At 67.5% G+C, this 26345-nt stretch carries 17 protein-coding genes and 1 pseudogene; 10 read left to right on the forward strand and 8 right to left on the reverse strand.

The genetic code is table 11. The features are described 5' to 3' along the window. Positions 1-9: 9 nt before the first annotated feature. The 4 genes from rpoZ to ACZY0Y_RS13550 all read left to right on the forward strand — a co-directional run bounded on the left by rpoZ (position 10) and on the right by ACZY0Y_RS13550 (position 5201). Positions 10-270: a DNA-directed RNA polymerase subunit omega gene (gene rpoZ / locus ACZY0Y_RS13535; RefSeq protein ID WP_463958488.1), complete on the forward strand. Its 261-nt coding sequence runs from the start codon at positions 10-12 to the stop codon at positions 268-270. A gap of 19 nt (positions 271-289) precedes the next feature. Beyond that, on the forward strand, positions 290-1570 hold the full coding sequence (gene coaBC, locus ACZY0Y_RS13540; protein ID WP_463958490.1) for a bifunctional phosphopantothenoylcysteine decarboxylase/phosphopantothenate--cysteine ligase CoaBC: 1281 nt from the start codon (positions 290-292) through the stop codon (positions 1568-1570). A gap of 78 nt (positions 1571-1648) precedes the next feature. Further along, positions 1649-2884, forward strand: a complete 1236-nt coding sequence (gene metK / locus ACZY0Y_RS13545) for a methionine adenosyltransferase (RefSeq protein WP_160665698.1) — start codon at positions 1649-1651, stop codon at positions 2882-2884. Between the two features lie 163 nt (positions 2885-3047). Continuing rightward, a complete protein-coding gene (locus tag ACZY0Y_RS13550) occupies positions 3048-5201 on the forward strand; it encodes a primosomal protein N' (RefSeq protein WP_463958492.1) in 2154 nt (717 codons plus the stop codon). 110 nt (positions 5202-5311) lie between these two features. Here the strand turns inward: ACZY0Y_RS13550 and ACZY0Y_RS13555 are convergent, their stop codons facing one another. The 4 genes from ACZY0Y_RS13555 to ACZY0Y_RS13570 are packed head-to-tail and all read right to left on the reverse strand — an operon-like array spanning position 5312 to position 9235. Beyond that, positions 5312-6421, reverse strand: coding sequence for a glycosyltransferase family 4 protein (locus ACZY0Y_RS13555; protein WP_463958493.1), 1110 nt, complete (start codon positions 6419-6421; stop codon positions 5312-5314). Further along, the gene (locus ACZY0Y_RS13560; protein WP_463958495.1) at positions 6418-7347 is read right to left on the reverse strand and encodes an alpha/beta fold hydrolase; all 930 of its coding nucleotides are present in this window, start codon (positions 7345-7347) and stop codon (positions 6418-6420) included. Before ACZY0Y_RS13560 ends, ACZY0Y_RS13555 begins: the two co-directional genes overlap by 4 nt. Positions 7348-7357: 10 nt before the next feature. Further along, positions 7358-8236 (reverse strand): aldo/keto reductase, encoded by an 879-nt coding sequence (locus tag ACZY0Y_RS13565; protein WP_463884092.1) that lies wholly within the window; start codon positions 8234-8236, stop codon positions 7358-7360. 36 nt (positions 8237-8272) lie between these two features. Continuing rightward, a complete protein-coding gene (locus ACZY0Y_RS13570; RefSeq protein ID WP_463884090.1) occupies positions 8273-9235 on the reverse strand; it encodes a sugar-binding transcriptional regulator in 963 nt (320 codons plus the stop codon). Positions 9236-9360: 125 nt separating this feature from the next. Here ACZY0Y_RS13570 and ACZY0Y_RS13575 point away from each other — a divergent pair, with 125 nt between their 5' ends. From ACZY0Y_RS13575 to glpK, 3 genes are all read left to right on the forward strand, one after another. Then, positions 9361-11166 (forward strand): glycerol-3-phosphate dehydrogenase/oxidase, encoded by a 1806-nt coding sequence (locus ACZY0Y_RS13575; RefSeq protein WP_463958497.1) that lies wholly within the window; start codon positions 9361-9363, stop codon positions 11164-11166. Positions 11167-11321: 155 nt separating this feature from the next. Next, entirely contained in the window at positions 11322-12071 is a 750-nt protein-coding gene (locus ACZY0Y_RS13580) for an MIP/aquaporin family protein (protein ID WP_463884086.1), read from the forward strand. 51 nt (positions 12072-12122) lie between these two features. After that, the gene (glpK, locus tag ACZY0Y_RS13585; RefSeq protein ID WP_160665713.1) at positions 12123-13637 is read left to right on the forward strand and encodes a glycerol kinase GlpK; all 1515 of its coding nucleotides are present in this window, start codon (positions 12123-12125) and stop codon (positions 13635-13637) included. Between the two features lie 90 nt (positions 13638-13727). Here the strand turns inward: glpK and ACZY0Y_RS13590 are convergent, their stop codons facing one another. From ACZY0Y_RS13590 to ACZY0Y_RS13605, 4 genes are read right to left on the reverse strand one after another with little or no spacing between them, the layout of a single operon-like run. After that, positions 13728-14642 carry a hypothetical protein gene (locus ACZY0Y_RS13590; protein ID WP_463958498.1) on the reverse strand — a complete coding sequence of 305 codons (915 nt, stop codon included), beginning with the start codon at positions 14640-14642 and terminating at the stop codon, positions 13728-13730. Positions 14643-14680: 38 nt separating this feature from the next. Next, on the reverse strand, positions 14681-17824 hold the full coding sequence (locus tag ACZY0Y_RS13595; RefSeq protein WP_463884083.1) for an efflux RND transporter permease subunit: 3144 nt from the start codon (positions 17822-17824) through the stop codon (positions 14681-14683). 1 nt (position 17825) lies between these two features. Beyond that, positions 17826-18281, reverse strand: a complete 456-nt coding sequence (locus ACZY0Y_RS13600) for a hypothetical protein (protein WP_463884081.1) — start codon at positions 18279-18281, stop codon at positions 17826-17828. Then, positions 18278-21451, reverse strand: a complete 3174-nt coding sequence (locus ACZY0Y_RS13605) for an efflux RND transporter permease subunit (protein WP_463958500.1) — start codon at positions 21449-21451, stop codon at positions 18278-18280. The genes ACZY0Y_RS13600 and ACZY0Y_RS13605 overlap by 4 nt, the downstream gene beginning before the upstream one ends. Positions 21452-22218: 767 nt before the next feature. Between ACZY0Y_RS13605 and leuS the strand changes: the two genes are divergently transcribed. From leuS to ACZY0Y_RS13620, 3 genes and pseudogenes are all read left to right on the forward strand, one after another. Then, positions 22219-24750, forward strand: coding sequence for a leucine--tRNA ligase (leuS, locus tag ACZY0Y_RS13610; protein WP_463958502.1), 2532 nt, complete (start codon positions 22219-22221; stop codon positions 24748-24750). A 114-nt stretch (positions 24751-24864) separates the two neighbouring features. Continuing rightward, complete coding sequence (locus ACZY0Y_RS13615) at positions 24865-25869, forward strand: DegV family protein (RefSeq protein WP_463958504.1); 1005 nt, start codon at positions 24865-24867, stop codon at positions 25867-25869. Positions 25870-26086: 217 nt separating this feature from the next. After that, positions 26087-26345: pseudogene (locus ACZY0Y_RS13620) on the forward strand (hypothetical protein); the annotation flags it as partial.

The following is a 26345-nucleotide window of genomic DNA, read 5'->3' on the forward strand; positions in this document are numbered from 1 at the left end:
GGAGAATTCGTGTCCACGAACCTTGAAGGCATCATCAACCCGCCGATCGACGATCTGCTGAAGGCCGCCGACTCGAAGTACGGACTGGTGATTTTCGGCGCCAAGCGCGCACGCCAGATCAACGCCTACTACGCCCAGCTGCACGAGGGCCTCTTCGAGTATGTCGGCCCGCTGGTCGACACCAAGCTGAACGAGAAGTCGCTCTCCATCGCCCTGCGCGAGATCAACGAAGGCAAGCTCGTTTCCACGCCGATCGAACCCGCAGAGTAATTACGCAGGCGGAGCTCACGTGCGCATAGTCCTCGGAGTCGGGGGAGGGATAGCCGCCTACAAGGTGGCGTCGCTCCTCCGGCTTTTTACTGAAGCCGGCCATGACGTCACCGTCATCCCCACGGAGGCCGCGACCCGCTTCGTCGGCGTCGCCACGTGGGAAGCGCTGTCCGGGCACCCGGTCAGCAACAGCGTCTTCGACGAGGTGCACACGGTCAACCACGTCCGCCTCGGACACGAAACCGAGCTGATCGTGGTGGCCCCCGCCACCGCCGACCTGCTGGCACGCGCCGCCACCGGCCAGGCCAACGACCTCCTGAGCAACACGCTGCTCATGGCCGGCGGCAGCCCGGTGCTGATGGCCCCCGCCATGCACACCGAGATGTGGCAGCACCCGGCGACCCAGGCCAACGTCGGGACTCTCCGCAGCCGGGGCGTCACCGTGCTGGAGCCCGCCTCCGGCAGGCTGACCGGATCTGACTCCGGGCCCGGCCGGCTCCCCGAACCCGAGGCCATCTTCGCAGCGGCCCTGGCCCTCGCCGGTGCGCCGGAGGTCCCCGCGACCGCCCCGCTGCCGGCGTCGGTTTCCGCACTTTCCTCGCAGCAGCGGCCGCTGGCCGGGCTCACCGTCACTATCAGCGCCGGCGGCACCCGCGAACCCCTGGACCCCGTCCGTTTCCTCGGCAACCGGTCCTCCGGCAAACAGGGCGTGGCACTGGCCGCCGCGGCCCGCGACGCCGGGGCGGACGTCCGGTTGCTGGCCGCCCACATGGACGTCCCGCCGCCGCCCGGCGTCGACGTCGTCACGGTCGAAACGGCCCTGGAACTCCGCAAGGCGGCCCTGCGCGCGGCCGCGGACTCCGACGTCATCATCATGGCCGCCGCCGTCGCGGACTTCCGCCCGGCGGATGTGTCCGGGACGAAAATCAAGAAGCGCGACGACGTCGCCGATCCCGTCATCTCGCTGGTCCGGAACCCCGACATCCTGCGCGAACTCGTGGAGGTCCGGGACGCGGCCTCGCGCCACCAGCTGATCGTCGGCTTCGCGGCGGAGACCGGCGACGCTGACGGCGATGTCCTGGACTACGCCGCGGCCAAGCTGCGGCGCAAAGCGTGCGACCTGCTGGTGGTCAACCACGTGGGGCAGGACAAGGTTTTCGGCGAAGACACCAACTCCGTAGTCATCCTTTCCCGGTCCGGCTCCGAACACCAGGAGGCGTCGGGTTCAAAGTCCGATGTCGCGGCCGCCGTGATTGACCGCATCAGCGCCGAGCTAAGCCGGGTTGTCCCGCCGGCCTGAGCCCGGCGTAAGCAACGTCTCCTTAGCACGGGGACACACGCCGCCGGACGTCCGTTTTCCAACCAGTAAGGTAGTTGAGTGACTTTACCGCTGCACATCCCTGACTTCCACGGGTCCACGCCCGCCTCGCTCCGGCTCTTCACGTCCGAATCGGTGACCGAGGGACACCCCGACAAGATCTGCGACCAGATCAGCGATGCGATCCTCGACGCCCTGCTGGCCAAGGATCCCGAGTCCCGGGTTGCCGTGGAGACGCTGGCCACCACCGGCCTCGTCCACGTCGCCGGCGAAGTCACCACCGACGCCTACGTCGAGATCCCGCAGATCGTCCGGGAAACCATCCTGGGCATCGGCTACGACTCCTCGGCCAACGGTTTCGACGGCGCCCGCTGCGGTGTGTCCGTTTCGATCGGCCAGCAGTCCAATGACATCGCCGGGGGCGTCTTCAACTCGCTCGAAGCGCGCGAAGGACGCCAGGAGGACGACTACGACCTCCAGGGCGCCGGCGACCAGGGTCTGATGTTCGGCTACGCCAGCGACGAGACCCCCTCCTACATGCCGGTCCCGATCTGGCTCGCCCACCGCCTCTCCGAGCGGCTCACAGAGGTCCGTAAGAACGGCGAGCTCGCCTACCTGCGCCCCGACGGCAAGACCCAGGTCACCGTCGGCTACGACGGCGACCGGCCCGTTTCGGTCGAGACCATCGTCATCTCCAGCCAGCACGCCGAAGGCGCCAGCCTGGACCAGCTCCGCGCCGACCTCGCCGCACACGTCGTCGACCCGGTCATGGCACTGTCCAACCTGGACATCTCCCGGGCCAGGAACATCCTGAACCCCGCCGGTGCCTTCGTCATCGGCGGTCCCGTCGGCGACGCCGGACTCACCGGCCGCAAGATCATCGTCGACACCTACGGCGGGATGGCACGCCACGGCGGCGGCGCCTTCTCCGGCAAGGACCCCTCCAAGGTGGACCGCTCGGCGGCCTATGCCATGCGCTGGGTCGCCAAGAACGTGGTCGCTGCCGGTCTCGCGAAGCGCGCCGAAATCCAGATCGCCTACGCGATCGGCCAGGCCCGTCCGGTGGGAACCTATGTCGAGACCTTCGGCACCGAGACCGTTGATCCGGCCAGGATCAGCGCCGCGATCGCCGAGATCTTCGACCTGCGCCCCCGGGCCATCATCGACGCCCTCGACCTCAAGCGCCCGATCTACGCCAAGACCGCGGCCCACGGCCACTTCGGCCGCGAGGATCCCGACTTCACCTGGGAGCGGCTGGACCGGGTCGACGAACTGAAGGCCTTCTTCAACGCCTGAGATCCGCCGGCACCGGGCCTGACAAAAGTCGCGGTGGTGAAAAAGTGTCACTGCCCTGTGATGTGCTGTAGCCAGGCCGCCGATACCGGCGGCCTGGCTATTCTTGTTGAGCCGGCCGCTACGTGCCCGGCGCTGAACTGTTGCTGAAGGGAGGACCCGGGCGATGAGCCAGATCCATGGCGCCGCGGCTTCGGACGAGCCCCGCCAGCTGTCACTGCTCCAGGGCTTTCCAGGTTCCGCCGCCGCAGCGCCCGGCCCGGCCCTTGCCGCCCGGCGTCCGGTGGCGCGCGTTCGCCTGGAATCCGCCCTCCCTCACCTCGACCGGCCCTTCGACTACAGCGTGCCCGCCGGGCTCGATGCCGCGGCGCAGCCCGGCGTCCGGGTCAAGGTCAAGTTCAACGGCCAGGAACTGGCCGGTTACCTGATCGACCGGACGGCGGAATCAGACGCCGGCCACCCTCTCGTCCCGCTGCACAAAGTGGTCTCTCCGGTTCCGGTCCTGACGGCCTCCGTCGCGGAACTCGCCGGACGCGTCGCGGCCCGCTACGCCGGCAGCGTCAGCGACGTGCTCCGCGTCGCCGTGCCGCCGCGGATGGCGAAGCTCGAGAAGGACCTCGCCCCCGACGGAGTCCTGGATCCGTCCCTCTTCGCTGACGAGGGACCCGACGCCGGGGCGGGACCGGCAATTCCCGCCGGCCTGGAAGCCTCACGCTGGTCTTCGTACCGCAACGGCCCGGCCTTCCTGCAGCATCTCAACGCGGGCGAGTCGCCGCGCGCCGTGCTCAGCGCGCTGCAGGGCTACGGTCCCGGAGGCTGGCCCCGCCTGATCGCCGAGGCCGTGGCGGCCGTGCGCCTCTCCGGCCGGGGCGCTGTCGTGGTGGTACCCGACTACCGCGACCTGGACCGGGTGGAAGCGGCCCTCCTGCAGCTCCTGCCGGCCGGTGACGTCGCCCGGCTCACCGCCGACGACGGCCAGACCCCGCGCTACCGCAGCTTCCTGCGGATCCTGAGCGGCGCGGCCGGGGTTGCCGTCGGCACCCGGTCCGCCGCCTACGCTCCCGTTCACAATCTGGGCCTCGTGGTCTGCTGGGACGACGGCGACGACCTCCACATTGAGCAGCGCTCACCCTACGCGCACTCCCGCGAAGTCCTGCTGCTGCGCGCTGAGCAGGAGGGTGCCGCCTGCCTGCTCGCCGCGCACACCCGGAGCACCGAGACACAGCGCCTCATCGAGGCGGGCTGGGCGTGGCCGGTGGAGGCGGACCGCGCCGTCGTCCGCCGGAGCGTTCCGCGGGTGCTGAACACCGCGGACAGCTACGAACTCGAACACGATCCGCTGGCCAGGATCGCCCGGCTGCCGGGCGCGGCCTGGCGCGCCGCGAAGGAGGGGCTGGAGCGCGGCCCCGTCCTGGTCCAGGTGGCACGGGCCGGTTACGCGCCGTCGCTTGCCTGCGAAAACTGCCGCGAACCGGCGCGCTGCACGTCCTGCAGCGGGCCACTGGCCATCGCCGGGGCGAGCGGAAGCTCCGCCGTGCCGCAATGCCGCTGGTGTTCGACGCCGGCGCCGGACTGGCGCTGCGGCACCTGCAACGGTGTCCGGCTGCGGCGGGGCGCCACGGGTGCCCTGCGCACGGCCGAGGAACTGGGCCGCGCTTTCCCGGGGAAGCCGGTGGTCACCTCGTCCGGGGACCGGGTGCTGGCCACGGTACCGGATTCGAAGGCCCTGGTCGTGGCCACGGTCGGCGCCGAGCCCGTCGCGGCCGGCGGGTACGCGGCGGCACTGCTGCTCGACGGCGATTCGCTGCTGCGGCGCGAAAACCTGCGGGCCGGCGAGGACGCCGTCCGGCGCTGGTTCAACGCCGCGGCCCTCGTCCGCCCGGCCGGCGACGGAGGTCTGGTGGTCATCACCGCGGACGACGCCGCCGGAGTCGGTGCCCTGCTGCGCTGGGATCCTGCCGGCTACGCCCAGCGGGAACTGTCCCTGCGCCAGGAACTTCAGCTGCCCCCGGCGGTCCGGGTCGCGTCCCTCACGGGGGGCCGGACCGCCGTCGGGCACTTCGGCCAGGCCGTCGAGCAGCAGCTGGCCCAGCAGGGCATCATATTGCGGACCGCCGGCCCGGCGCCGCTGGTGATCGCCGGCGGCCCCGGGCAGAGCGGAGCGGGGGCGAACGGGGAGGACGTCCGGACGCTCATGTTCATCCCGTACGGCCAGGCCGCACACGTGACCCGGGCGCTGCGGGCGGTCAAGGTCGCCGCTGCCGCAAAACGGACCGATGACCCCGTGCAGCTGCGGCTCGACGGTGTGGACGTGCTCTAGGCGCGCAGGAAAATCCCGGGGTCCCCGGTGCGCTGCCCGGGTCGCCGTTGCCATCCGGCGACCCCGGCAGCGTAGCGGCGACTGCGGTGCGGAGTCGTTGTTCGCCCTGGCTACTTCCGGCCAGCGTCCTTCGGATGCCGGGCGTGGCGCGTGCGCAGCGCCATGGCCTCTTCGGCCACGTCCAGGAGCCGGCGGGCGGACTCATCCCAGCTGAAGTCCGCGGCACGCTCCACCGAGCGGCGGGAACGGGCCTTCCACAGGTCCGGGTCCTCGAGTTTCCGCACGGCGGCGGCGAATTCCGCCGGCGAATCCGGGTGGACGTAGCTGACGGCGTCGGCGCCCACCTCGCGGAAGATCGGGATGTCGCTGGCGATCACGGGGGTGCCGTGGGACATGGCTTCAACGAGGGGCAGTCCGTAGCCCTCGGCCCTGGAGAGGCTGATCAGGGCGGTGGTGCGTCCCAGCATGGCCTCATACTCGTCGTCGGTCACGCCGTTGTGGAAGACGATGTGCGCGCCGGCCGGTGCCAGGGCCTCAAGTTCCGCCCGGCGTTCGGGGGTGATCCGGCTGAGCAGGTGCAGGCTCATGTCCGGGAGCTCCGCCATGCCCCTGATCATGGTCTCCACGTTCTTGTACGGCATGAAGGAGCCCATGTAGAGCAGCGTTTTGTCCGCTCCGGCCCCGGGGTCCCGCGGCGTGTGGCCGTGCTGCGGGGCGTTGCCCACGATCCGGACGGGGCACCGGGTCAGCCGGTACTTTGCGATCAGCGCTGCCGTCGTGGAGCTGATGGTCGCGACGACGTCCGCCCGGTTCAGCAGGAGGCGCTGCGGCCAGAACGCCTTGTGGTAGAGGCGCCAGAGGACCCGGACGGGAGCCGGCAGGAAGCCCGGAGGCGCCGGGTGCTCGTAGTAGATCAGGTCATGCAGGGTCAGCACCAGCGGGTACTTCCGGCCCCAGCTGCCCATGGTCTGCATCGGGCACACCACGACGTCGGCGCCGAGTTTGTTGACCGTGCCGGCGACGAACAACTCGGCCGGGGACAGCGGGCTGTTGATCAGGGTGTACGGCACGTCCGGCAACAGGGCCAGCTGGCGGACGTCGCTGATCAGCATGGAGACGTCGGCGATTTTGGAGGTGGCCGCGATCAGGCTGGCGCCGTAGCGGCTGATGCCGTCATGGTGGTCCAGCCGGGTGAAGCGGGCATCGATGATGATTTTCACGCGGAATGGTCCTTCAGGAAGCGACGGATGAAACCCGCGGCGGGTTCCGGGGTTTCGTAGTGGATCAGGTGGCCGACGCCGGGGATGACGTCAAGGCGGGCGTCCGGCAGCAGGGCCAGCAGGGTGTGCTGGTCCGGCAGCGTGGCGATCTCGTCCTTTTCGCCGGCGATCAGCAGCACAGGAAGGGTGAGGCTGCGGGCCACTTCGGCGACGTTGCTGCCGACCGAGGCCTTGAACGCCTCCAGCAGGCTCTCCCGGTCCGCGAACGCGGAGAAATAGGAGCTGTGCTGGGCATGCACAAAGCGGCGGAGCTGCTTGTCCCGGGTCTTCGCCATCGTCTCGCTCATGACCCGGACGATCAGCTGGCTGCGCAGCAGGCCCTGTCCCAGCCGGCGCGGCAGGCGTGCAGCTGCTTCGTAGTAGAGGACAGCGAGTTTGGTCATGAGCCCCTTGGGTCCCTCGAGGGCGGGGGCGGCGATCGGGTTGACCAGGATCAGCTCCGAGACCGTGCCCGGGTGGGCCGCCACATAGTGGCTTGCGACAATGGAGCCAAAGGAATGCCCCAGCAGGACCGTGTCCGGCCCGAGGTCCAGGGCCTTCATGAAATCGGCGATGAACCGGCCGTAGCGCTCCACACTGTGTTCGGCACCGGTGAAAGCGGCGGAGCTGCCAAAGCCTGGCAGATCCGGCATGATGAGCCGCATGTCGGGGAGCTGGTCCGCGACCCGGAGCAGCCCGTGGTGGTCGCCGCGGAAGCCGTGGACCACCAGGATGGTCCGCGTCTCCGGGGTCACCTGGACAGGCTCGTAGCTCCAGTACGCGGCCCGGGTGCCGTCCAGGACCACTTCGGCGGCACGGGTGCGGGCCTCCAGCCCGGCGCTGAACAGGGGAGTGGTGGGGGAGGGACCGGTGGCCACGTGTTCCATTCGTTACGTCCTAATTGACGGAGTCGGGGTTGGAGCCGGTGCGGAAGCCACGTTCCAGACCGGCCAGGGCGTCCATGGCGGCGTCGTCGAGGCTGAAGCCGAAGACGTTCAGGTTTTCCCTGATCCGGGCGTAGGAGCTGGCTTTGGGGATGGCGACGTTGCCGAGCTGGACATGCCAGCGGAGGATGATCTGTGCCGGGGATTTGCCGTGCGCTGCCGCGAGGTCCAGTACCACCGCGTCCTGCAGGACCTGGCCGCGGCCCAGCGGGCTCCACGCCTCGGTGGTGATTCCGAGCTCGCGGTGCAGGGTGCGCAGTTCCTCCTGCTGGAGCCAGGGGTGCAGCTCGATCTGGTTGACGGCCGGGACCACTTCCGCGCTCTGCAGCAGGCGGTCCAGGTGGGCCGGCTGGAAGTTTGAGACTCCGATAGCCCGTGCCCGGCCCTCCCGGTAGAGCGTTTCCATGGCTTTGTAGCTCCCGGAGTACAGCCCGCGCTGCGGACAGGGCCAGTGGATCAGGTACATATCGACGTATTCGAGTCCAAGGTTGGCCATGGACGTGTCGAAGGCGCGCAGCGTTGCATCGTAGCCCTGGTCGTCGTTCCAGAGCTTGGTGGTGACGAACAGGTCCTCCCGCGAGAGCGAGGGGGAGGACTCACCGGAGCCGCCGCGGGCGTCGTCGCGGTTCACGAAACCGGACAGTGCGCCGATGCCGCGGCCCACGCCGGTCTCGTTGCCGTACATGGCGGCGGTGTCGAAGTGCCGGTAGCCGGCCTCGAGCGCCATGGTGACGAGCCCGGCAGCGTCGGCGGGAGGCACCTTGTAGAGTCCGAACCCCAACTGGTCGATCAGTACACCGTTGTTGAGGCTGAGCCGGGGCGAGGGTTTCATACCATCGACTTTACCGACTCCGCGGGCCCCTCCGGCTCAGGACAGAGAGTCGAAGCTGACCAGGCGCCGGGCGCTGGCCTCGTCGAGGATCAGGTCTGTCGCCAGGCCCGCGGCGAGGGCGCCGCGCAGGCCGTTGATCTTGGAGGCCCCCGACACCACGCAGATCCTGCGGCGCACCTGCCGCAGCTGCGCAAGGTCCGGGCCGGTGGAGCGTTCGTTGAGGGTGATGCCGTCCGAGGACCCGTCGGCGCGGAAGAACACGGTGGCAACATCACCCGCGACGTCGGAGGTGGCCAGGACGCTCAGGTCGTCCTCATCGAGGTAGCCGCCCGCATACACGTGGCTGGGGTAGTCGGCGTCGACCGACCCCACACCGAAAATCGCGATGCTCATGCGGGCCTGCAGCTCGAGGATCCGCTGCACACTGCGCTCATTCCACATGGCCCTTTTGGTCGCGGCGTGGTCGAAGAACGCCGGCACCGGAAACTGTTCCACCCGCGCCCCGTAGGCGCTGCCAAAGCGGCGCATGATATCGGAGGCATAGGTGATGCCCGTGGTTTGCATGTTGCCCGCACCGTTGAGCTGGACGATCACGCTGTCGTGGGTGATCTTCCGGGTCAGGTGCCGGCTGACGGCGCTCAGGGTGGAGCCCCATGCGACGCCAATGATGGCATTGGAGTCGACCAGCGGGCCGATCGTGCGGGCGGCCTGCATGGCCACCCGGTCCAGTGTTTCCGCCTCATTCAGCGTGTCCACCACCGGAACGACGTGCACATCCACCCTGTATTCGGCGCGGATCATGCTCTCCAGTTCGGGCCCGGTGTCCAGCGGACTGCGGATCTGGATCTGCACCAGTCCCGATTCCCGGGCCGAGGACAGCAGGCGCGACACGGTGGACCGGGACGTGCGCAGCTCGCGGGCAATCGCGTCCATGGTCAGGTCCTGCAGGTAATACAACTGGGCGGCGCGGAGGGCGTCGGAGCTGCGTGAGGGCGTCATCCCATTTCCGTTCTGCACGTTTGTGCATAGTGCTTGACTCCATTTTCCATTACTCCAAAGAATAGTGTTGAACGGCGCCGCGCCCCAGGGCGCGCCGCACAGGACCAAACCCAAAGGAGCAGTTCTTGGGACAGAAGGATTCAGCCCGCAACCAGGCATCAGCCGGCAAGCGTGCATCGGTGCAGAAGCTGCGGACGCGGCCCCACGCGCAGGTGCTGATCATCGGCGGCGGCATCAACGGAGTGGGCACGTTCCGGGACCTCGCCCTGCAGGGTGTGGACGTCGCCCTCGTGGAGCGCGGGGACTACTGCCAGGGGGCCAGCGGCGCCTCCTCGCACATGATCCATGGCGGCATCCGTTACCTCGAGAACGGCGAGTTCCGCCTCGTCCAGGAATCGGTCGTGGAACGCAACCGGCTGCTGCGCATCGCACCGCACTACGTGAAGCCGCTGCAGACCACCATCCCGATCTTCAGCACGTTCTCCGGGATCCTCGCCGCTCCGCTGCGCTTCCTGACCCACAAGCAGCAGGGCGCCCCCAAGGAACGCGGCGCGTTCCTGATCAAGCTCGGCCTGAGCATGTACGACTTCTTTTCCCGCGACGGCGGCACCGTGCCGCGCCACCAGTTCCGCGGCCGCAAGCGTGCCCTGGCCGAACTGCCGCGCCTGCACCCGGGCATCAAGTACGCGGCCACGTATTTTGACGCGTCGGTCCACAACCCGGAGCGCCTGACCCTGGACGTGCTGCAGGACGGCGAAAAGGCCGGCGCCGCGGGCCCCAGTGACGCCCGCGCCAGCAACTACCTCTCTCTCGTGGCCGTCAGGGACGCTGCTGGATCCGGCCGGACCGGAAGCACCGTGGAACTCCGGGACGAGCTCACCGGTGAACTGTTCGAATTCTCCGCGGACGTCATCGTCAACACCACCGGCGCCTGGGTCGACCAGACCAACCAGGCGATGGGCGCGGCATCGGCCTTCATGGGCGGCACCAAGGGCTCACACATCGTGCTGGACCACCCGGAGCTGCTGGCCGCCTGCAACGGCCGCGAGATCTTCTTCGAACACACCGACGGCCGGATTGTGCTGATCTACCCGATGGGCGACCGGGTGCTGGTCGGCACCACGGACGTCGACGCCGACATGGCCGCGGACGCCGTGTGCACCGAGGACGAGATCGACTACTTCTTCGACCTGATCGGCCACGTGTTCCCGGACATCACCGTTGACCGTGACCAGATCGTCTACACCTTCGCCGGAGTCCGTCCGCTGCCCAGGCACGACGCCACCCAGCCCGGTTTTGTCAGCCGCGACTACCGGATCGAACGCCGCGCCGGTGCCGGCCCCGCCGCGACGGACAGCGGCGGCGCCGTCGTGCTCAGCCTCGTCGGTGGAAAGTGGACCACCTTCCGGGCCCTCGCCGAACACCTGAGCAACAATGTCCTCGCCGAACTCGGGATGGAACGAAAGGTCTCGACGGCGAAACTCGCCATCGGCGGCGGTGCGGGCTTCCCCGACAGCGAGGACGGCGTGCAGCGCTGGATCAAGGCGCACATGGCGGCCGGCCGCGACGCGGACCGCACCGCCGGGTTGCTGACCCGCTACGGCACCCGCGCCGGGGAAGTCATCAGCTTCCTCGATGGCGCCCCGGACGCCACCCCGGACCGGCTCCTGCACTCGACCCGCGAACTCAGCGTCCGCGAACTGGAGTTTATGGCCCGGAACGAGCAGATCGGGCACCTGATCGACGTCCTGATCCGCCGCACCTCCCTGGCCTTCCGCGGGCTGGTGACCGGCGAACTGCTGAACGAGGTTGCCGACATCCTCGCCGGTCCGCTGGGCTGGGACGCGGCAACCCGGGCCGCCGAGATCAGCCACGCTCAGGAGGTGCTCAAACGGTTCCACGGCGTCCAGGTCCACAGCCTGGTCTCCTGATGGACCCCGGCCCCGGACGGGGGACGTCCGGGCGCAAGGACTGCGTGGTTCCCTGGGGGCCGGCGCAGTGGCCGGCCGGCGGCGCTACCGCACTGCCGGCCCAACAGCCCCTCAAACTCGCGAGGGGCTGACAACAGAAAATAGAGGAGTCAAAGATGTCTCTTGGAATAGTTTTCCTGTCCGAAGTATTCGGTACCGCAATGCTGACCCTGCTGGGTTGCGGCGTTGTGGCAAACGTTGCACTCAAAGGCACCAAGGGCAACAACGGCGGGTTCCTGATGGTCACCTGGGGATGGGGCATCGCCGTCTTCTCCGGCGTCTACGTTGCCGCCCAGTCCGGGGCGCACCTGAACCCCGCCGTCACGTTCGGCCTGCTGGTCAACGGCAAGAAGGAGTACGCCCCCGGCGTACCCGTCGACTTCGCCTCCACGCTCACCTACTTCGGCGGTGAACTGCTCGGAGCCTTCGTCGGCGCCGTCGTGATGTGGCTGGCGTACAAGCAGCACTTCGACGCCGAGCCCGAGCCCGCCAGCCAGCTGGCAGTGTTCTCCACCGGTCCGGCCATCCGCTCCACCCCGTGGAACCTGATCACGGAGATTATCGGCACCTTCGTCCTCGTCTTCGTCATCCTCACCTTCGGCGGAACACCGTCGGGTCTTGGCCCGCTCGCTGTGGCACTGCTGGTTGTCGGCATCGGCGTCTCCCTCGGTGGACCCACCGGCTACGCCATCAACCCGGCCCGCGACCTTGGCCCCCGCATCGCCCACGCGCTGCTGCCCATGAAGGGCAAGGGCTCCTCAGACTGGAGCTACTCCTGGATTCCCGTCGTCGGACCGCTGGTTGGCGGAGGCCTCGCCGGCCTCGTCGCAGCAGTCGTGCCGATCATCGCCACCGCAGCCGCCTAAACCACCCCTACTGACACATTCAACTGCCAGCCCCAAGACAAGGACGTCAACATGAACCAGTACGTAATCGCCATTGACCAGGGCACCACCAGCACCCGCGCCATCGTGTTCGACCACAGCGGCAACATCGTCTCCTCGGGCCAGATGGAACACGAGCAGATCTTCCCGCAGGCAGGCTGGGTGGAGCACGATCCCGCCGAGATCTGGAACAACACCCGCGAAGTCATCGCCTCCGCCCTGTCCAAGGCGAACCTGACCCGCCACGACATCGCCGCCGTCGGCATCACCAACCAGCGCGAGACCGCCGTCGTCTGGGATAAAACGACCGGCAAGGCCGTGTACAACGCGATCGTCTGGCAGGACACCCGCACCCAGCCGATCGTGGACGAACTGGCCAAGGACGGCGGACCGGAGCGTTTCAAGCAAAAGGTCGGCCTGCCGCTGGCCACCTACTTCTCCGGCACCAAGATCAAGTGGATCCTGGATAACGTCGAGGGTGCCCGCGCCAAGGCCGAGGCCGGGGACCTTGTCTTCGGCAACACCGACTGCTGGGTGCTCTGGAACCTCACCGGCGGGACCGACGGCGGTGTCCACGTCACGGACGTCACCAACGCCTCGAGGACCATGTTCATGGACCTCGAGACGCTCTCCTGGGACCAGGAGATCCTGGACGCCTTCGGTGTTCCCGCCTCGATGATGCCGGCCATCAAGTCCTCCTCCGAGGTCTACGGCACGGTCCACACTTCCCAGCTGCTGCGCGAAGTTCCGGTTGCCGGCATCCTCGGCGACCAGCAGGCGGCGACGTTCGGCCAGGCCGCCTTCGACGCCGGCGAAGCCAAGAACACCTACGGCACCGGCTGCTTCCTTATCTTCAACACGGGTGAGGAAATCGTCCACTCCAAGAACGGCCTGCTGACCACCGTCGGCTACAAGCTCGGCGACGCCAAGCCGCACTACGCCCTGGAAGGCTCCATTGCCGTCACCGGTTCGCTGGTGCAGTGGCTGCGGGACAACCTCGGCATGATCAGCAGCGCCGCTGAAGTGGAAACGCTGGCGGCCTCGGTCGAGGACAACGGCGGCGTGTACATCGTGCCGGCGTTCTCCGGGCTGTTCGCTCCGTACTGGCGTTCCGACGCCCGTGGCGCGATCGTCGGGCTGACCCGCTTCGTGAACAAGAACCACATCGCCCGCGCGGCGCTGGAGGCCACCGCGTTCCAGACCCGCGAGGTGCTCGACGCCGTCAACGCGGACTCGGGTGTTCCGCTGACGGAACTCAAGGTCGACGGCGGCATGGTTGCCAACGACGCGCTCATGCAGTTCCAGGCGGACATCCTCGGCGTTCCGGTAATCCGGCCCAAGGTCGTGGAAACCACCTCGCTGGGTGCCGCCTACGCCGCCGGCCTGGCCGTCGGCTTCTGGAAGGACCTCGGCGAATGCTCAGCCAACTGGTCCGAGGACAAGCGCTGGGAGCCGCAGATGGACCAGGCGGAACGCGAGCGCCAGATGCGCCTCTGGAAGAAGGCCGTCACCAAGTCCATGGACTGGGTCGACGAGGACGTCAAGTAGCCGTTCCGCGCCACTCAGGGACAACGAAGATCCCCGGCCAGCCACGCTGGCCGGGGATCTTCCCGTTAGCCCCCGGAGACGGACAGCGAGTCAGTCCCCGTGCCGGGGAGCGACCTCGACGGCGGGCGGCGTCTTGGCGTACACATCCTTGCTGACCTCGTAGGCGCGGTTGTCCAGTTCCAGGGCCTGCTCGTTGACCTTCCTGAGCTGCGCGTCGCTGAGCTTGCGGATCTTGACCAGGTCCATGGTCTCCTGCTGGGCACCGCCCACTGCGGTGACTTGGACGAGACCGGTCCCGGCGGAGTAGAACTTCCGCTGGTGCCCGGCGTCGGGGGGATCCAGCGGGTTGTATTCGTCGATCACCAGCACATCGTCGTAGCATCCGGTCGGTGCGCAGACGTGCCGGTTCGTTTTGATCACGTTGCCGCAGTCCAGGAAATCGACCTTGGGGGCATACGCCTGCACATACGCTGATGTGCCGGTCCGCGGATGGGCCTGCATGGCGATTCCGGCCTGTGCCTTGGCGATCCCGCTCATGAAGGTGCTGGGCGCACCCACAAACTTGCCGTTCTCATACTCCTCCGGATACTCGCCGAAGAGCCAGACGTCGTTATCCTCCGACTGGGCGAAGAACGCCAGTTCGGATTCAGCCAGCTCTCCGTCGGAGTAGTCCCGGTCCCACATCACCAGGGTGTTCACCCCGTCGATGACCTTGGTCAGGCCGGTGACGGTATGGACCACCTTGTGCGCGCTGGTTCCTTCCGCCGAGGTGACCGTGCCGTCGGTGGTGTACTGCATCCCTGGCTTCAGCGGAAACCACTTGTTGTTGATCCGCGGCGAGGTAGGGAACTCCCAGGGATCGAAGTCGATCTCCGAGCCGGGTCCGCAGAGTTCCTTTGGACCCGGTGCGGCGGTGGCGGTGGCCGCCGTTGTGACCGTCAGCGTCGCCAGCACCAGCAGGACTGCGGAGCCGTACGCCGTGAAGCGTTTTCCTGATAGAGCCATGTCAGAGGCTTCTTTCTTGGGGTGGTGGTTGGCAGCGGCTAGACGGCGGGCGCCGGCTGGGGCTGGTGGGGCCGCCGCTCACGCTTCGGTCCCTTCTTGGCGAACCGCAGGTACAGCGAGGGGACAATAAACAGGTTGACCAGCGTCGACGTGACAAGGCCGCCCAGGATGACCACCGCCATGGGATGTTCAATCTCGTGGCCGGGGATGTTCCCCATCACCACCAGAGGCACCAGGGCCAAGGCTGTGGCGAGGGTTGTCATCAGGATCGGCGACAACCGTTCGGAAGCGCCGCGCAGCACCAGCGCAGGTCCGAACGTCTCGCCCTCGAACTGCTCCAGGTGCTGGCAGTGGTTGATCAGCAGGATGCCGTTGCGGGCCGCGATGCCCATCAGCGTCAGGAAGCCGACGAGGGATCCCAGCGACAGGATCCCGCCGCTGAGGTGGGCGGCAATCACGCCCCCCACCAGGGCGACCGGCAACGTCAGGAGGGCCAGGATGGCCAGCCGCCAGCTCCGGAATGCCGCCTGGAGCAGGAGGAAGACCACGATGACCGCACCCGCCGAGTAGAGCAGCAGGCGCTGCGAGGCGGCCTGGCGTTCGGCGTATTCGCCGAGGACAACCGCCTCGTAGCCGACCGGGAACTGGATCGTTTCCATCTCGGACTTCAGCTTCTCCACGACCTTGGCAAGGTCGCCCTCCTTGACGTTGGCGCTGACATCGATGCGCCGGGATCCCTCCGAGCGCTCGATGACATTGGGGGTGGGTTTGACCGCAATTGTGGCGACGTCAGCCATCCGGATCCTTTGCCCGGAGGGGGTGTCGAGCGGGAGGTTCTCGATGCTCGTGACGCTGGTCCGGGTCTCCGGCGCGCTCCACACCTGGACGTCGTAGGCCTTGCCGTCCCGGTAGACGTCGCCGACCTCCTCGCCGGCAACCAGGGTGGCGGCGGCACGTCGCACGTCGCCGGGCTTCAGCCCGTAGCGGTTGGCGGCATCCAGATTCACTTCCACGTTGATCTGCGGAATGTTGGTCTGGAGGGCGACCTTTGCGCCGATGGCGCCGTCGATGCCGCCCAGAATGCCCTTGATCTTGTCGGCCTCCTGGCGCAGCGTCGCCAGGTCGTCGCCGTAGACGCGCACGACGACGGCGTAGCCTGTGCCTGTCAGGACTTCGCGGATGCGCTCCTTGAGGTAGGTCTGGACGTCACGCACGATGCCCGGGTAGCCGTTCACGACCTCCTGCACGGCGGCCAGGGTCTCGTCATAGTCCGCCGCAGGGTCAACGCTGATCCAGTTCTCACCGAAGTAGACGCCCACCACCTCGTCGGCGTTGAACGCCTGGCCAATGTGGGACCCGCAGTTGTTCACCCCGGGGATGGTCATGAGTTCCTTGCAGGCCAGCTGGCTGACCCGGACTTCCTCGGAGTTGGACGTGCCGGGCTGGGTGAGCCAGTGCATCAGGAAGTCACGTTCCTTGAAGGACGGGAGCAGTGATTGGCCCAGCAGCGGCGCCGCGACGAGGCCGATGACACCCAGGGCCCCAAGGGCAAGATACCCCGGGGCGGGCCTGCGGACCATGGGCCGGAGCAACTGGCCGTACCAGCGCTTCAGCACCCTGACCACGGGTGGATCGCGGTCCTCCAGTTTGGCGTTCCGGAGGAAGATGTACGCCATCGCCGGCGTGACGGTGAGCGCAACCACCATGGACGCCATCACCGCGAGGGTGTAGGCGGTGGCCAGCGGGCGGAAGAACGCCCCGGTCAACCCGTCCAGGAAGAAGATCGGCACCGTCGCGGCGACGATGATCAAAGTGGCGTACACAATCGGTCCGCGGACCTCGATCGAGGCGTTGACCACGACCCTGGCGGTGCTTCCGGTCCCGCCGCTGGCGCGGTGGTGCCGGAGCCGCCGGACGATGTTTTCGACGTCGATGATGGCATCGTCCACCACCACCCCGACGGCAATCACCAGCCCCGCAAGCACCATCGTATTAATCGTGCCCCCGGTCCAGTAAAGCACCAGGGCCGCGGCCATCAGCGACAACGGGATGGCCATCACGCTGACCAGCGCCGTCCGCCACTGGAAGAGGAAGACACTCAGCACCAGGATGACCAGCAGGCAGCCCAGCAGAAGGGCCACGCCCAGGTTGCCGAGGGATTCCTCGATGAAGGTCGCCGGCCGGAACAAGGTGGTGTCCACGGCAATCCCGGTGAGGCCCGGTTCGAGCTGCTTCAGCGCCGCCTCCACCCCGCGCGTCACTTCGAGGGTGTTGCCCCAGGGGAGCTTCTCAACGATCAGCATGAGCCCCGGACCGCCATTGATCACCGCATCGCCGATCAGCTGCTGGTGGTCTTCCACCACGTTGGCGACGTCGGACAGCCGCAGCGGGGCCTGTCCATCACGGTCCGTCACCGCCACCTTCGCCAGTTCTTCCGGCGACTTGATGGCCTGGACGTGCCGGATGCCAATGGACTGGTTGGGTGTGTCGATCGAGCCGCCCGTTCCGATGAGGGCACCGGGGGAGTAGTGCAGCAGGCCCGCGTCCAGGGCATCGGACGTTGAGCTCATCACGGCTTCCAGGGTGACGTTGTGGGCTGCCAGCCTGGCCGGATCCACCTGCACCTGAAGCATCTGGAGGCGTTCGCCCCAGATGGCGACATTGGCCACCCCCGGAACGCGCAGCAGATGGGCCCTGATGTTCCAGTAGGAAATCATGGACATTTCAATGAGCGACCGGGTGTCCGAGGACAGGCCGATTTTCATGACACGGCTGGTGGACGACAAGGGCTGCAGCATCAGCGGCGGTGCAGCCCAGGTAGGCAGGGTCGGGATGACCGTCGCCATGCGCTCGGACACGAGCTGCCTGGCGGTGAGCAGATCCGTGCCGTTCTTGAATTCCATCACAATCGACGAGAGCTGGGGCACCGATTTGGACCTCATGTGGTCGAGGCCGTCGATCCCGTTGAATGCCTCCTCCATGGGAACCGACACCAGTTCCTCGACCTCGGCGGCGGTAAGTCCCAGGCAGGCTGTCTGGACTTCCACCTTCGGCGGCGCGAACTCGGGGAACACGTCCACCGAGGCACTGCTGAGTTGCGCGCCGCCCACGATCATCAGCGCCGCCGCCAGCGCGATGATGATCGACCTGAACCTCAGGCTGGCTGCGACTATCCGGCGCATGTCATTTCCCTGTGTTGAACTCGGCGCCAAACAGTTCGACCGCGCCCACCGTCACCACGGGAGTCCCCACGGCGGGGCCTTCACTGGCCGTCACCACCCCGGCTTCGACCTTGGTGACCGTGACGGCCCGGCGCTCGAACACCCGCGGGGCCGGGTTGGTGTAAACCCAGGTCTTGCCGTTGGCGTCATACAGCAGCGAAGCATAGGGAAGCAGCACGTCCGTCCCGCTGCCCGCCGCCGCGGGTTCCGTCTTGAGATCGATGCGGGCCAGGCCGTGGTCGGTCAGCGTCAGCTTCGCGATACCGGTCGTGGCGTTTTTCTCCACTTTGGCGGGGGCCTCCGCAGCCGATACAGGTGTAACCGCTGAGGACTGGGCACAGGCCGGAAGGGTGAAGAGAGCGGCGGCACAGACAGCTGCCGCCAGGGGCAGACGCCGTTGGGGCTTTTGGCTGGTCATTTTGCTTCCACCTTTTCCTGCATAACGGGCTGAACGGGCACTTCCGCTTCGTAGGCTTCCGACCACTCTTCCGGGGCGGTACGGGGACCGAACCACAGGGCCAGCAGCGGGAGGACCAAGAGCGCCACGAGTGTTGTGGTCACGATGCCGCCGCCGATAATGAGGACCATCGGGGCGATCACCGCCTGGCCGACACCGCCTGTCACTGCGGGCGGAATCAGCACGAGCACCGTCACGAGGGCGGCCGTCAGGACCGGCGATACCCGGTCCCTGGCTGCCGTCATGACGACCTGTGCGCGGGACGACTGCGGCTGGGAACGCCACAGCTCATCGACACGGGCGGATAGGAGTGTTGCGTTGCGGGCGGCTATCGCCAGGACCGCCGCGAAGGCTGTCATGGCAATCCACGACATCGTTCCTGTCCCGATCCAGGCGGCCACAGCCGCCCCGGCGAGCGCCGCCGGAAGTGCCAGGAAGACGGCCAGGGCCAGCTTCCAGCTCCGCACCGCCGTCTGGAGCAGCAGGAACACCCCGAGGAGGGCAGCCGCCGCAAGCCAAAGGACGAGGGCGTCGGCGGCCTGCAACTGGGCATACTTGGCCGGGATCTCTGCGTGGTATTCCACCGGAAACTGGATCTGCTTGATGGCGGCTTCAATATCCCGCTGTATGTCGGCCAGCGGGCGTCCGCTGACATCGGCCTGGACATCGATCCGCCGGGACGTGTCATCGTGCATCACGACGACCTCGTTGGGGACCATCCGGACCGTGGCAATCTCGCCGAGCGGGACGTGTCCGCCGGTGGGGGTGTCGAGGAGCAGTTCACGGATGCTGGTCAGGTCATCCCTGACGTCAACCGCACCGCGTACGACCACTTCGAACACCTTCTGCTGTTCGAAGAGGTTGCCCACGACGATGCCCTGCATCAGGGTCGCTGCTGCGCGCCTGGCGTCGCCGGGCTTGATGCCGAACTTCTGGGCGGCTTCGAGATTGACCTCGACCTCCACGATCGGCGTCATGGGTACGGCGTTGATGGTTGGGTTCTTGACGCCGTTGATGTTCTCCAGGGCTTTGCGGACTTCCTCCGCCTTTTCCCGCAGGACCGCCATATCCGTCCCATAAACCCGGACCGCGAACCCGGGCTCCAGGGTGCTGTGCATGTCCCCGATCTTCTGCTCGGAATAGTTCACGACGTTGTGCGCGATGCCGGGATAGCCCTGAACCACGTCCCGGACCGCCTGCTCCGTCGCGCCGAAGTCAGCGTCCGGGGCAATGGATACCCACAACTCTGCGGCGCTGTTGCCCACAACCTGGTCCGAGGTGATGGCACGGCCGATGTGCCCGCCGACTCCGGAAACACCCGGCAGTGCCTTCAGTTCGTCAGAGGCCTTGGACGCGATGCGGCGCACCTCGGCATTGGACGTGCCGGCCATGGAGTCCCACTGGACCAGCAGGGTCTTGTCCGGCAGTGTCGGGACGACGGGACGGCTGCCGATCAACTGGGATCCGGCGGCCAGGCCAAGCACGCCGACGACAGCAACTGCCACCAGCGTGAGGGTCCGGCGGGAACGGGCGCCCGTGAGCGCGCGGTCGTAGCCCGCGCGGGCCCGGCCGGCGGCGGGAGAGTCCCGCCGGGGCGCAGTCTCCTTTGGCAGCAGGAGGTGCACCAGGACCGGGGTGACCGAGAGCCCGACGAGCAGCCCGGCCGCAAGGGCCAGCGCCAGGGACCAGAACAGGGGCGTGAAGAACGAGCCGCCGATCCCGGTCACGAACAACGTCGGGATGAGGGCCAGCATCATGATCAGCGAGGCCTGGAACAACGGGGTCCGGACACTCCTGACACCAGCGATGATCCCGGACCTCAGCGTGGCCTCGGTTTCCGTGGCCTGGGCCGCGAGGGGCCGGCGCCGCTGGGCCTGTACGTCCTCCACGATGTCGCCCACGATCACTGAGATTCCGAGGACCATGCCGACCAGCACGGTGACGTTGAAGGCGGCGTTCTGCGCGTACAGGACCACGGCCGCCGTCGTGACGGTGGTGGCTATGGCCGCGAGCGCAATCACCGCCACGCGCCACGAGCGGAAGAGCAGCCAGAAGAGGCCGACCGCGATCAGCAGGCTGATCAACAGCGCAAGGCCAAGGCCGCTCACCGAGTCCTGAACGGCGGTCGCCGGGCGAAAGACGGTGGTGTCCAGCTGGACCCCGGTCAGGCCGGGTTCCATGTCCTTGAGGGCCGCCTCGATATCCTCGGTGACCTGCACTGCGCTGGTCCCGGGGAACTTCTCGATGACCAGCATCAGGCCGGCGTCCTGTCCCACGACGGCGTCGCCGATGAGGGGCTGGTGGTCTTCCCTGACCTGGGCAATATCGCCCAGGAGCATCGCCGGCGTCGAATCCTCCACGCTGACCTTGGAAAGGTCGGCCGGGGTCCGGATCGGGAGGACGTGCTGGATGCCGAGGCGCTGGCTGGGAGACTCGACGAAGCCGCCGGTGCCCGGGGTGGACGCTTCGAGGAAACTGAGCGGCGACACCCACACCGCATTGCCCGTGGTCTTGATGACCTGTTCAAGCGTTATTCCCTTGTCCCGCAGCTGCGTCGGGGTGACCTCGACCTGGAGCTGCTGCTCGCGCTGGCCCCAAAGGGAAACGTTCGCCACACCGGGAATGCCGATCAGCCGCGGTTTGATCTTCCACCGGGCCAGGACCGACATCTCGATGCCGGAGAGTTGCTTCGAGCTCATCTTGACCATCAGCACCCGGCTGGTGGAGGACATGGGCTGCATGATCAGCGGCGGAGCCGACACATTCGGCAGCGCCACGGCCTGGGTCATCCGCTCAGCCACGAGCTGGCGGGCCCGCAACAAATCCGTGCCCGGCTCGAACACGAGCTCGATGGATGACAGCCCAGGGACGGACTTCGAGCGGATCTCGTCCAGCCAGGCCACCCCGTTGAGGAGGTCGGCTTCCATCGGTGAGGTAATGAGCTGTTCAACTTCGACAGCGGAAAGGCCAAGGGCCTCTGTCTGGATTTCGACGTGCGCCGGTGCGAACTCGGGCATCGTGTCCACGGCGATGCGGGGGACAGTCACAATGCCGAAGGCGATGATTCCGGCGGCGAGCGCGAGCACCAGGATGCGGAACTGCAGGCTGAAACGGGCAATCCAGCCAAACATGGCTAGGCCGTTTCCAGGCTGCTTCCGGTCGCGCTGCAGCGCTCGGCCGGATTAAAGAGTTGTGGCAGGGTAGAACTGCGCAAGAGATACATGTCAGGCTCCTCAACCCGAGACCTTTTGCGAATCCCCCGCACATCTTGAGTGCATAGTGATCCTCTTGACAGGGTTTGGCAAGGAGTTAATGTTTGCGCCGAATGCCGAATCTGCGGGTTGGCTCTCCTGTACACGACAATCTGTCAACAGGTAAGTTCCGGCTACCTGGAAACACGGATAAATCTACTGGCGCCGGCACGGATAACTACCTGTTTTGGAGGTTCCTTGTACCTTCTTCTGATGGTGCTGAAGGCCCGGCGGAGCCGCCACGCGGTGAAGTAGGTACCGGGTCCTTCCGGGTGGTGCATTTGTAACAATTTGGACTCGCAGGGCCGGGGGCCAATGACTGCTCCGGCCGTACAGCCCGCCTCGCCGCGTTGCGGCCCGGATCCGGAACAACGCAGCCGTTTCCCCACGAACCAGCCGGAGGCGCTAAAGTAGAGCTATGCGTGCGATCCTCCTGCTTAGCTAGCCGCCCGGCATCCCGACGAGAACTCAGGATTGCCGAGCGGCCGCCCCTCCGTGTCGAGGGGCTTTTGTGTGTCTGGAACCTTTTGGGCTGACGGCAGGGGAGCGTGCGGGGCAGGGACACAAGCTCTGCCTCGGATTGACGAAGACTTGACGGTACAAGACTTAACGGAACATAAGGCTTGACAGAACAGAAGAGGCCAGCAGTGAGCGTTCAGCCGGAGACAGAGACCGGAACAGCAGCAGTCGCAGCGCAGACCCCCGAAGAGGGTGCCTACAGCTTCGCGGCCATGGAAGCCAAGTGGCCGCAGGTCTGGGAAGACCTCAAGGTCTTCACGCCCGTCGACGACGGCTCGAAGGAGCGGCGGTATGTGCTGGACATGTTCCCGTACCCCTCGGGCGATCTGCACATGGGCCACGCCGAGGCGTTCGCCATGGGCGACGTCGTCGCGCGTTACCTCCGCCAGCAGGGCTACGACGTGCTGCACCCGATCGGCTGGGACTCCTTCGGGCTGCCCGCCGAGAATGCTGCCATCAAGCGCAACGCCCATCCCAGCGAGTGGACCTACGCCAACATCGATACCCAGGCGGCGTCGTTCAAGCGCTACGCCATCTCTGCCGACTGGTCCCGCCGGATCCACACCTCCGACCCGGAGTACTACCGCTGGACCCAGTGGCTCTTCACCCGCTTCTACGAGCGAGGCCTCGCCTACCGCAAGAATTCCCCGGTCAACTGGTGCCCCAAGGACCAGACGGTGCTGGCCAACGAACAGGTGGTCAACGGTGCCTGTGAGCGCTGCGGCACCCCGGTCACCAAGAAGTCGCTGAACCAGTGGTACTTCAAGATCACCGACTACGCCGACCGGCTGCTCGATGACATGGACGAACTGCGCGGTCACTGGCCCGAACGCGTCCTGGCCATGCAGAAGAACTGGATCGGCCGGTCCGAGGGCGCGCACGTCACCTTCGTGATCGAGGCCGACGGCGGCAAGCCCGCCAAGGACGTCACGGTGTTCACCACCCGCCCGGACACCCTGTACGGCGCGACGTTCTTCGTCGTCGCCGCCGACGCGCCGATCGCCGTCGAACTGGTCACGGAGGAACACTCCGCGGCCCTGGACGCCTACCGCGAACAGGTCAAGGCGCTCTCCGAAATCGAACGCCAGTCCACCGAACGGGAGAAGACCGGCGTCTTCACCGGCCGGTACGCCATCAACCCGCTGAACGGCGAGAAGCTGCCCGTGTGGGCGGCCGACTACGTTCTGGCCGACTACGGCACCGGCGCCATCATGGCCGTCCCGGCCCACGACCAGCGCGACCTCGACTTCGCCCGCACCTTCGACCTGCCGGTCCGCGCCGTGCTGGACACGGGCGGGGAAGATCCCGCAGTCAGCGGTACCGCGACCTCGGGCGAGGGGACCCTGATCAACTCCGGCGCCCTGGACGGACTGCCCAAGGCAGAAGCCATCCCTGCCGCCATCGAGATCCTGCAGCAGCAGGGCACGGGCGAGAAGTTCGTGAACTTCCGCCTGCGCGACTGGCTGCTCAGCCGGCAGCGCTTCTGGGGCACCCCAATCCCGATCATCCACTGCCCGTCCTGCGGGGAAGTCCCGGTCCCGGACGACCAGCTGCCTGTCACGCTGCCGGCCGACCTGCGCGGCGAGGACCTGTCCCCGAAGGGCACGTCGCCGTTGGCCGCCGTCGAAAGCTGGGTCAACGTCGATTGCCCCAGCTGCCACGGGCCGGCCAAGCGCGACACCGACACCATGGACACCTTCGTGGATTCCTCCTGGTACTTCCTGCGCTTCGTTTCCCCGCAGTACACGCAGGGCCCGTTCGATCCCGCCAAGATCAACGACTGGATGCCGGTCGGCCAGTACGTCGGCGGCGTCGAGCACGCCATCCTGCACCTGCTCTACGCCCGCTTCTTCACCAAGGTCATCCACGACCTGGGCATGATCGAGGCCGACGAACCGTTCAGCGCCCTGCTGAACCAGGGCCAGGTGCTCAACGGCGGCAAGGCCATGAGCAAGTCCCTGGGCAACGGTGTTGACCTGGGCGAGCAACTGGACAAGTATGGCGTCGACGCCGTCCGGCTCACCATGATCTTCGCCTCCCCGCCGGAGGACGACGTAGACTGGGCCGACGTGTCGCCGTCGGGCTCCGCAAAGTTCCTGGCCCGCGCCTGGCGGCTGGGACAGGACGTCACCAGCGCACCGGGCGTTGACTACGCCACCGGCGACAGGGCCCTCCGCACCGTCACGCACCGCACGATCGCCGACGCGGAGGCGCTGCTGGACCACAACAAGTTCAATGTGGTCGTGGCCAAGCTGATGGAACTGGTCAACGCGACCCGCAAAACCATAGATGCAGCCGGCGGCGCCGGCGGTGCGGATCCGGCCGTCCGTGAAGCCGTCGAGACCGTCGCGGTCATCCTGAGCCTGTTCGCGCCCTACACGGCCGAGGATCTCTGGAACGTGCTGGGGCACCCCGCCTCGGTGGCCAACGCCGGCTGGCCGACGCACGACGAGGCACTCCTGGTGCAGGACACGGTGACCGCCGTCGTCCAGGTCCAGGGCAAGGTCCGCGACCGTCTGGAAGTCTCGCCGGAGATCAGCGAGGACGACCTGCGGGAGCTGGCGCTGGCCTCGGAAAACGTCCAGCGCGCCCTCGACGGGCGCGGGATCCGCACCGTGATCGTGCGGGCGCCTAAACTGGTCAATATCGTCCCGGCCTAGCCGGGCAGGTCAAGCCAGGAACCGGCTCAATCCAGGAACCGGCCGCCGGGGTGGACTGGCGGCCGGCCGCCACAGCGTGTCCCGACAGCATGTGCAGACAGCAGGAGGTGCTTCGTGCCCCACCGCGACCCCGCGGGGTGGCCGTGGCTGAAGGAGCGCCTCAGCGGGTTCCGCCAGGCCCGGCCATTACCAGCGGCCCCCGTTACGGGACCCGCCGCCGTCGTCCGGACGGCCGTCGTCACCGACTCCGCTGCGGCCCTCCCGGCTGACTGGGTTCGTGCCGTCTCCGTCGACGGGCGGCTCACGGTGGTCCCCATGCCCGTGATGGTGGGTGCGGAGATCTACGGCGAGGGTGAGGACGACATCACCGACGCGATTGCCCTGGCCCTGGCGAGCGGGACGCCGGTCAAGACCTCGCGGCCTTCACCCGGCCAGTTCGAACAGGCCTACCTGGCAGCCCAGCGGCATGGCTTTGAATCCGTTGTGTCGCTCCACATTTCCGGGGACCTGTCCGGAACGGTCGACTCGGCCCGGCTCGCCGCCGCCCGGGTGGGCATCCCGGTGGAGGTCCTGGACTCCCGTACTGTGGGCATGGCGCAGGGGATGGCGGTCCAGAACGCCGTTGGCGCTGCCGCGGACGGCAGGGCAGCGGCAGACGTGCGGGAGGCGGCCGAGCAGGGGTTGGCCCGTACCAAGGTGTACTTCTACGTGCCGAGCCTGGAACAGTTGCGGCGCGGCGGACGGATCGGCGCCGCGGCCTCGCTCTGGGGGACCATGTTCGCGATCAAGCCCATCCTCGCGGTCGAGGACGGCAAGGTGGTGCCGCTGGAGAAGGTACGGTCCGCGGCCAAGGCCATCGCGCGGCTCAAGGAAATCGCCGTGGCGGACGCCGCCGGACGGCCCGCGGGGCTGGCCAGGATCGCCGTGCACCATTTCGGCAACCCGGCCGAGGCTGAACAGTTGGCGTTGGAGCTGGCCGCGGCGGTTCCCGGCAGTCCGCCCGTCCAGATCAGCGCGCTTCCGGCCGTGCTGGCGGCCCATGCCGGGCTCGGTGTGCTGGCAGTGGTCGTGGGGGAGAGCGGCGCCCCCGCAGGCCCGGTGAGGTCAGCGCTGTCATAGGCAGGCACGGGATTAGGTGGCCTCCATGCGCCGCCATTTGCCGAGGCGCAGGGACCAGCGTGGCCAGCCTCCTGCCGAGCGGGTTGGTCCAACAATCTCGCCTTTGAGGCAACCTTTCTGGCTTCGGCAACCCCATCTTCGGCAGCCGTCCGGGCTGGCGTCCCGCGGCGCTGCCGGGTTCGTGAAAAATGTCGTAGGTGCGCGCTAGTTTGGGTGTATGGAAAGCACGGACTGGAGTGCCGATGGCAGGGAGGCTGTGGCGGCTGTCGCGGTGTTGACTGCGGCGCTGGATCCCGTCGCCGGGGCCGGCGCTGACGGCGGTGGTTCGTCCGTGGCCGGTGTCGGCCGGGGTGCTGGTCCGTTGCGGGACGATCCGTTGCGGGATTTGGCGGATGATTGCCTGGACGGGCTGGCAGAGGTCGCCCGGTGGGAGGCTCGGGCTGCGGCGTTGAAGGTGCGGCTGGGCGCGGCCTATC

It is taken from the genome of Pseudarthrobacter kochi (assembly GCF_055412805.1).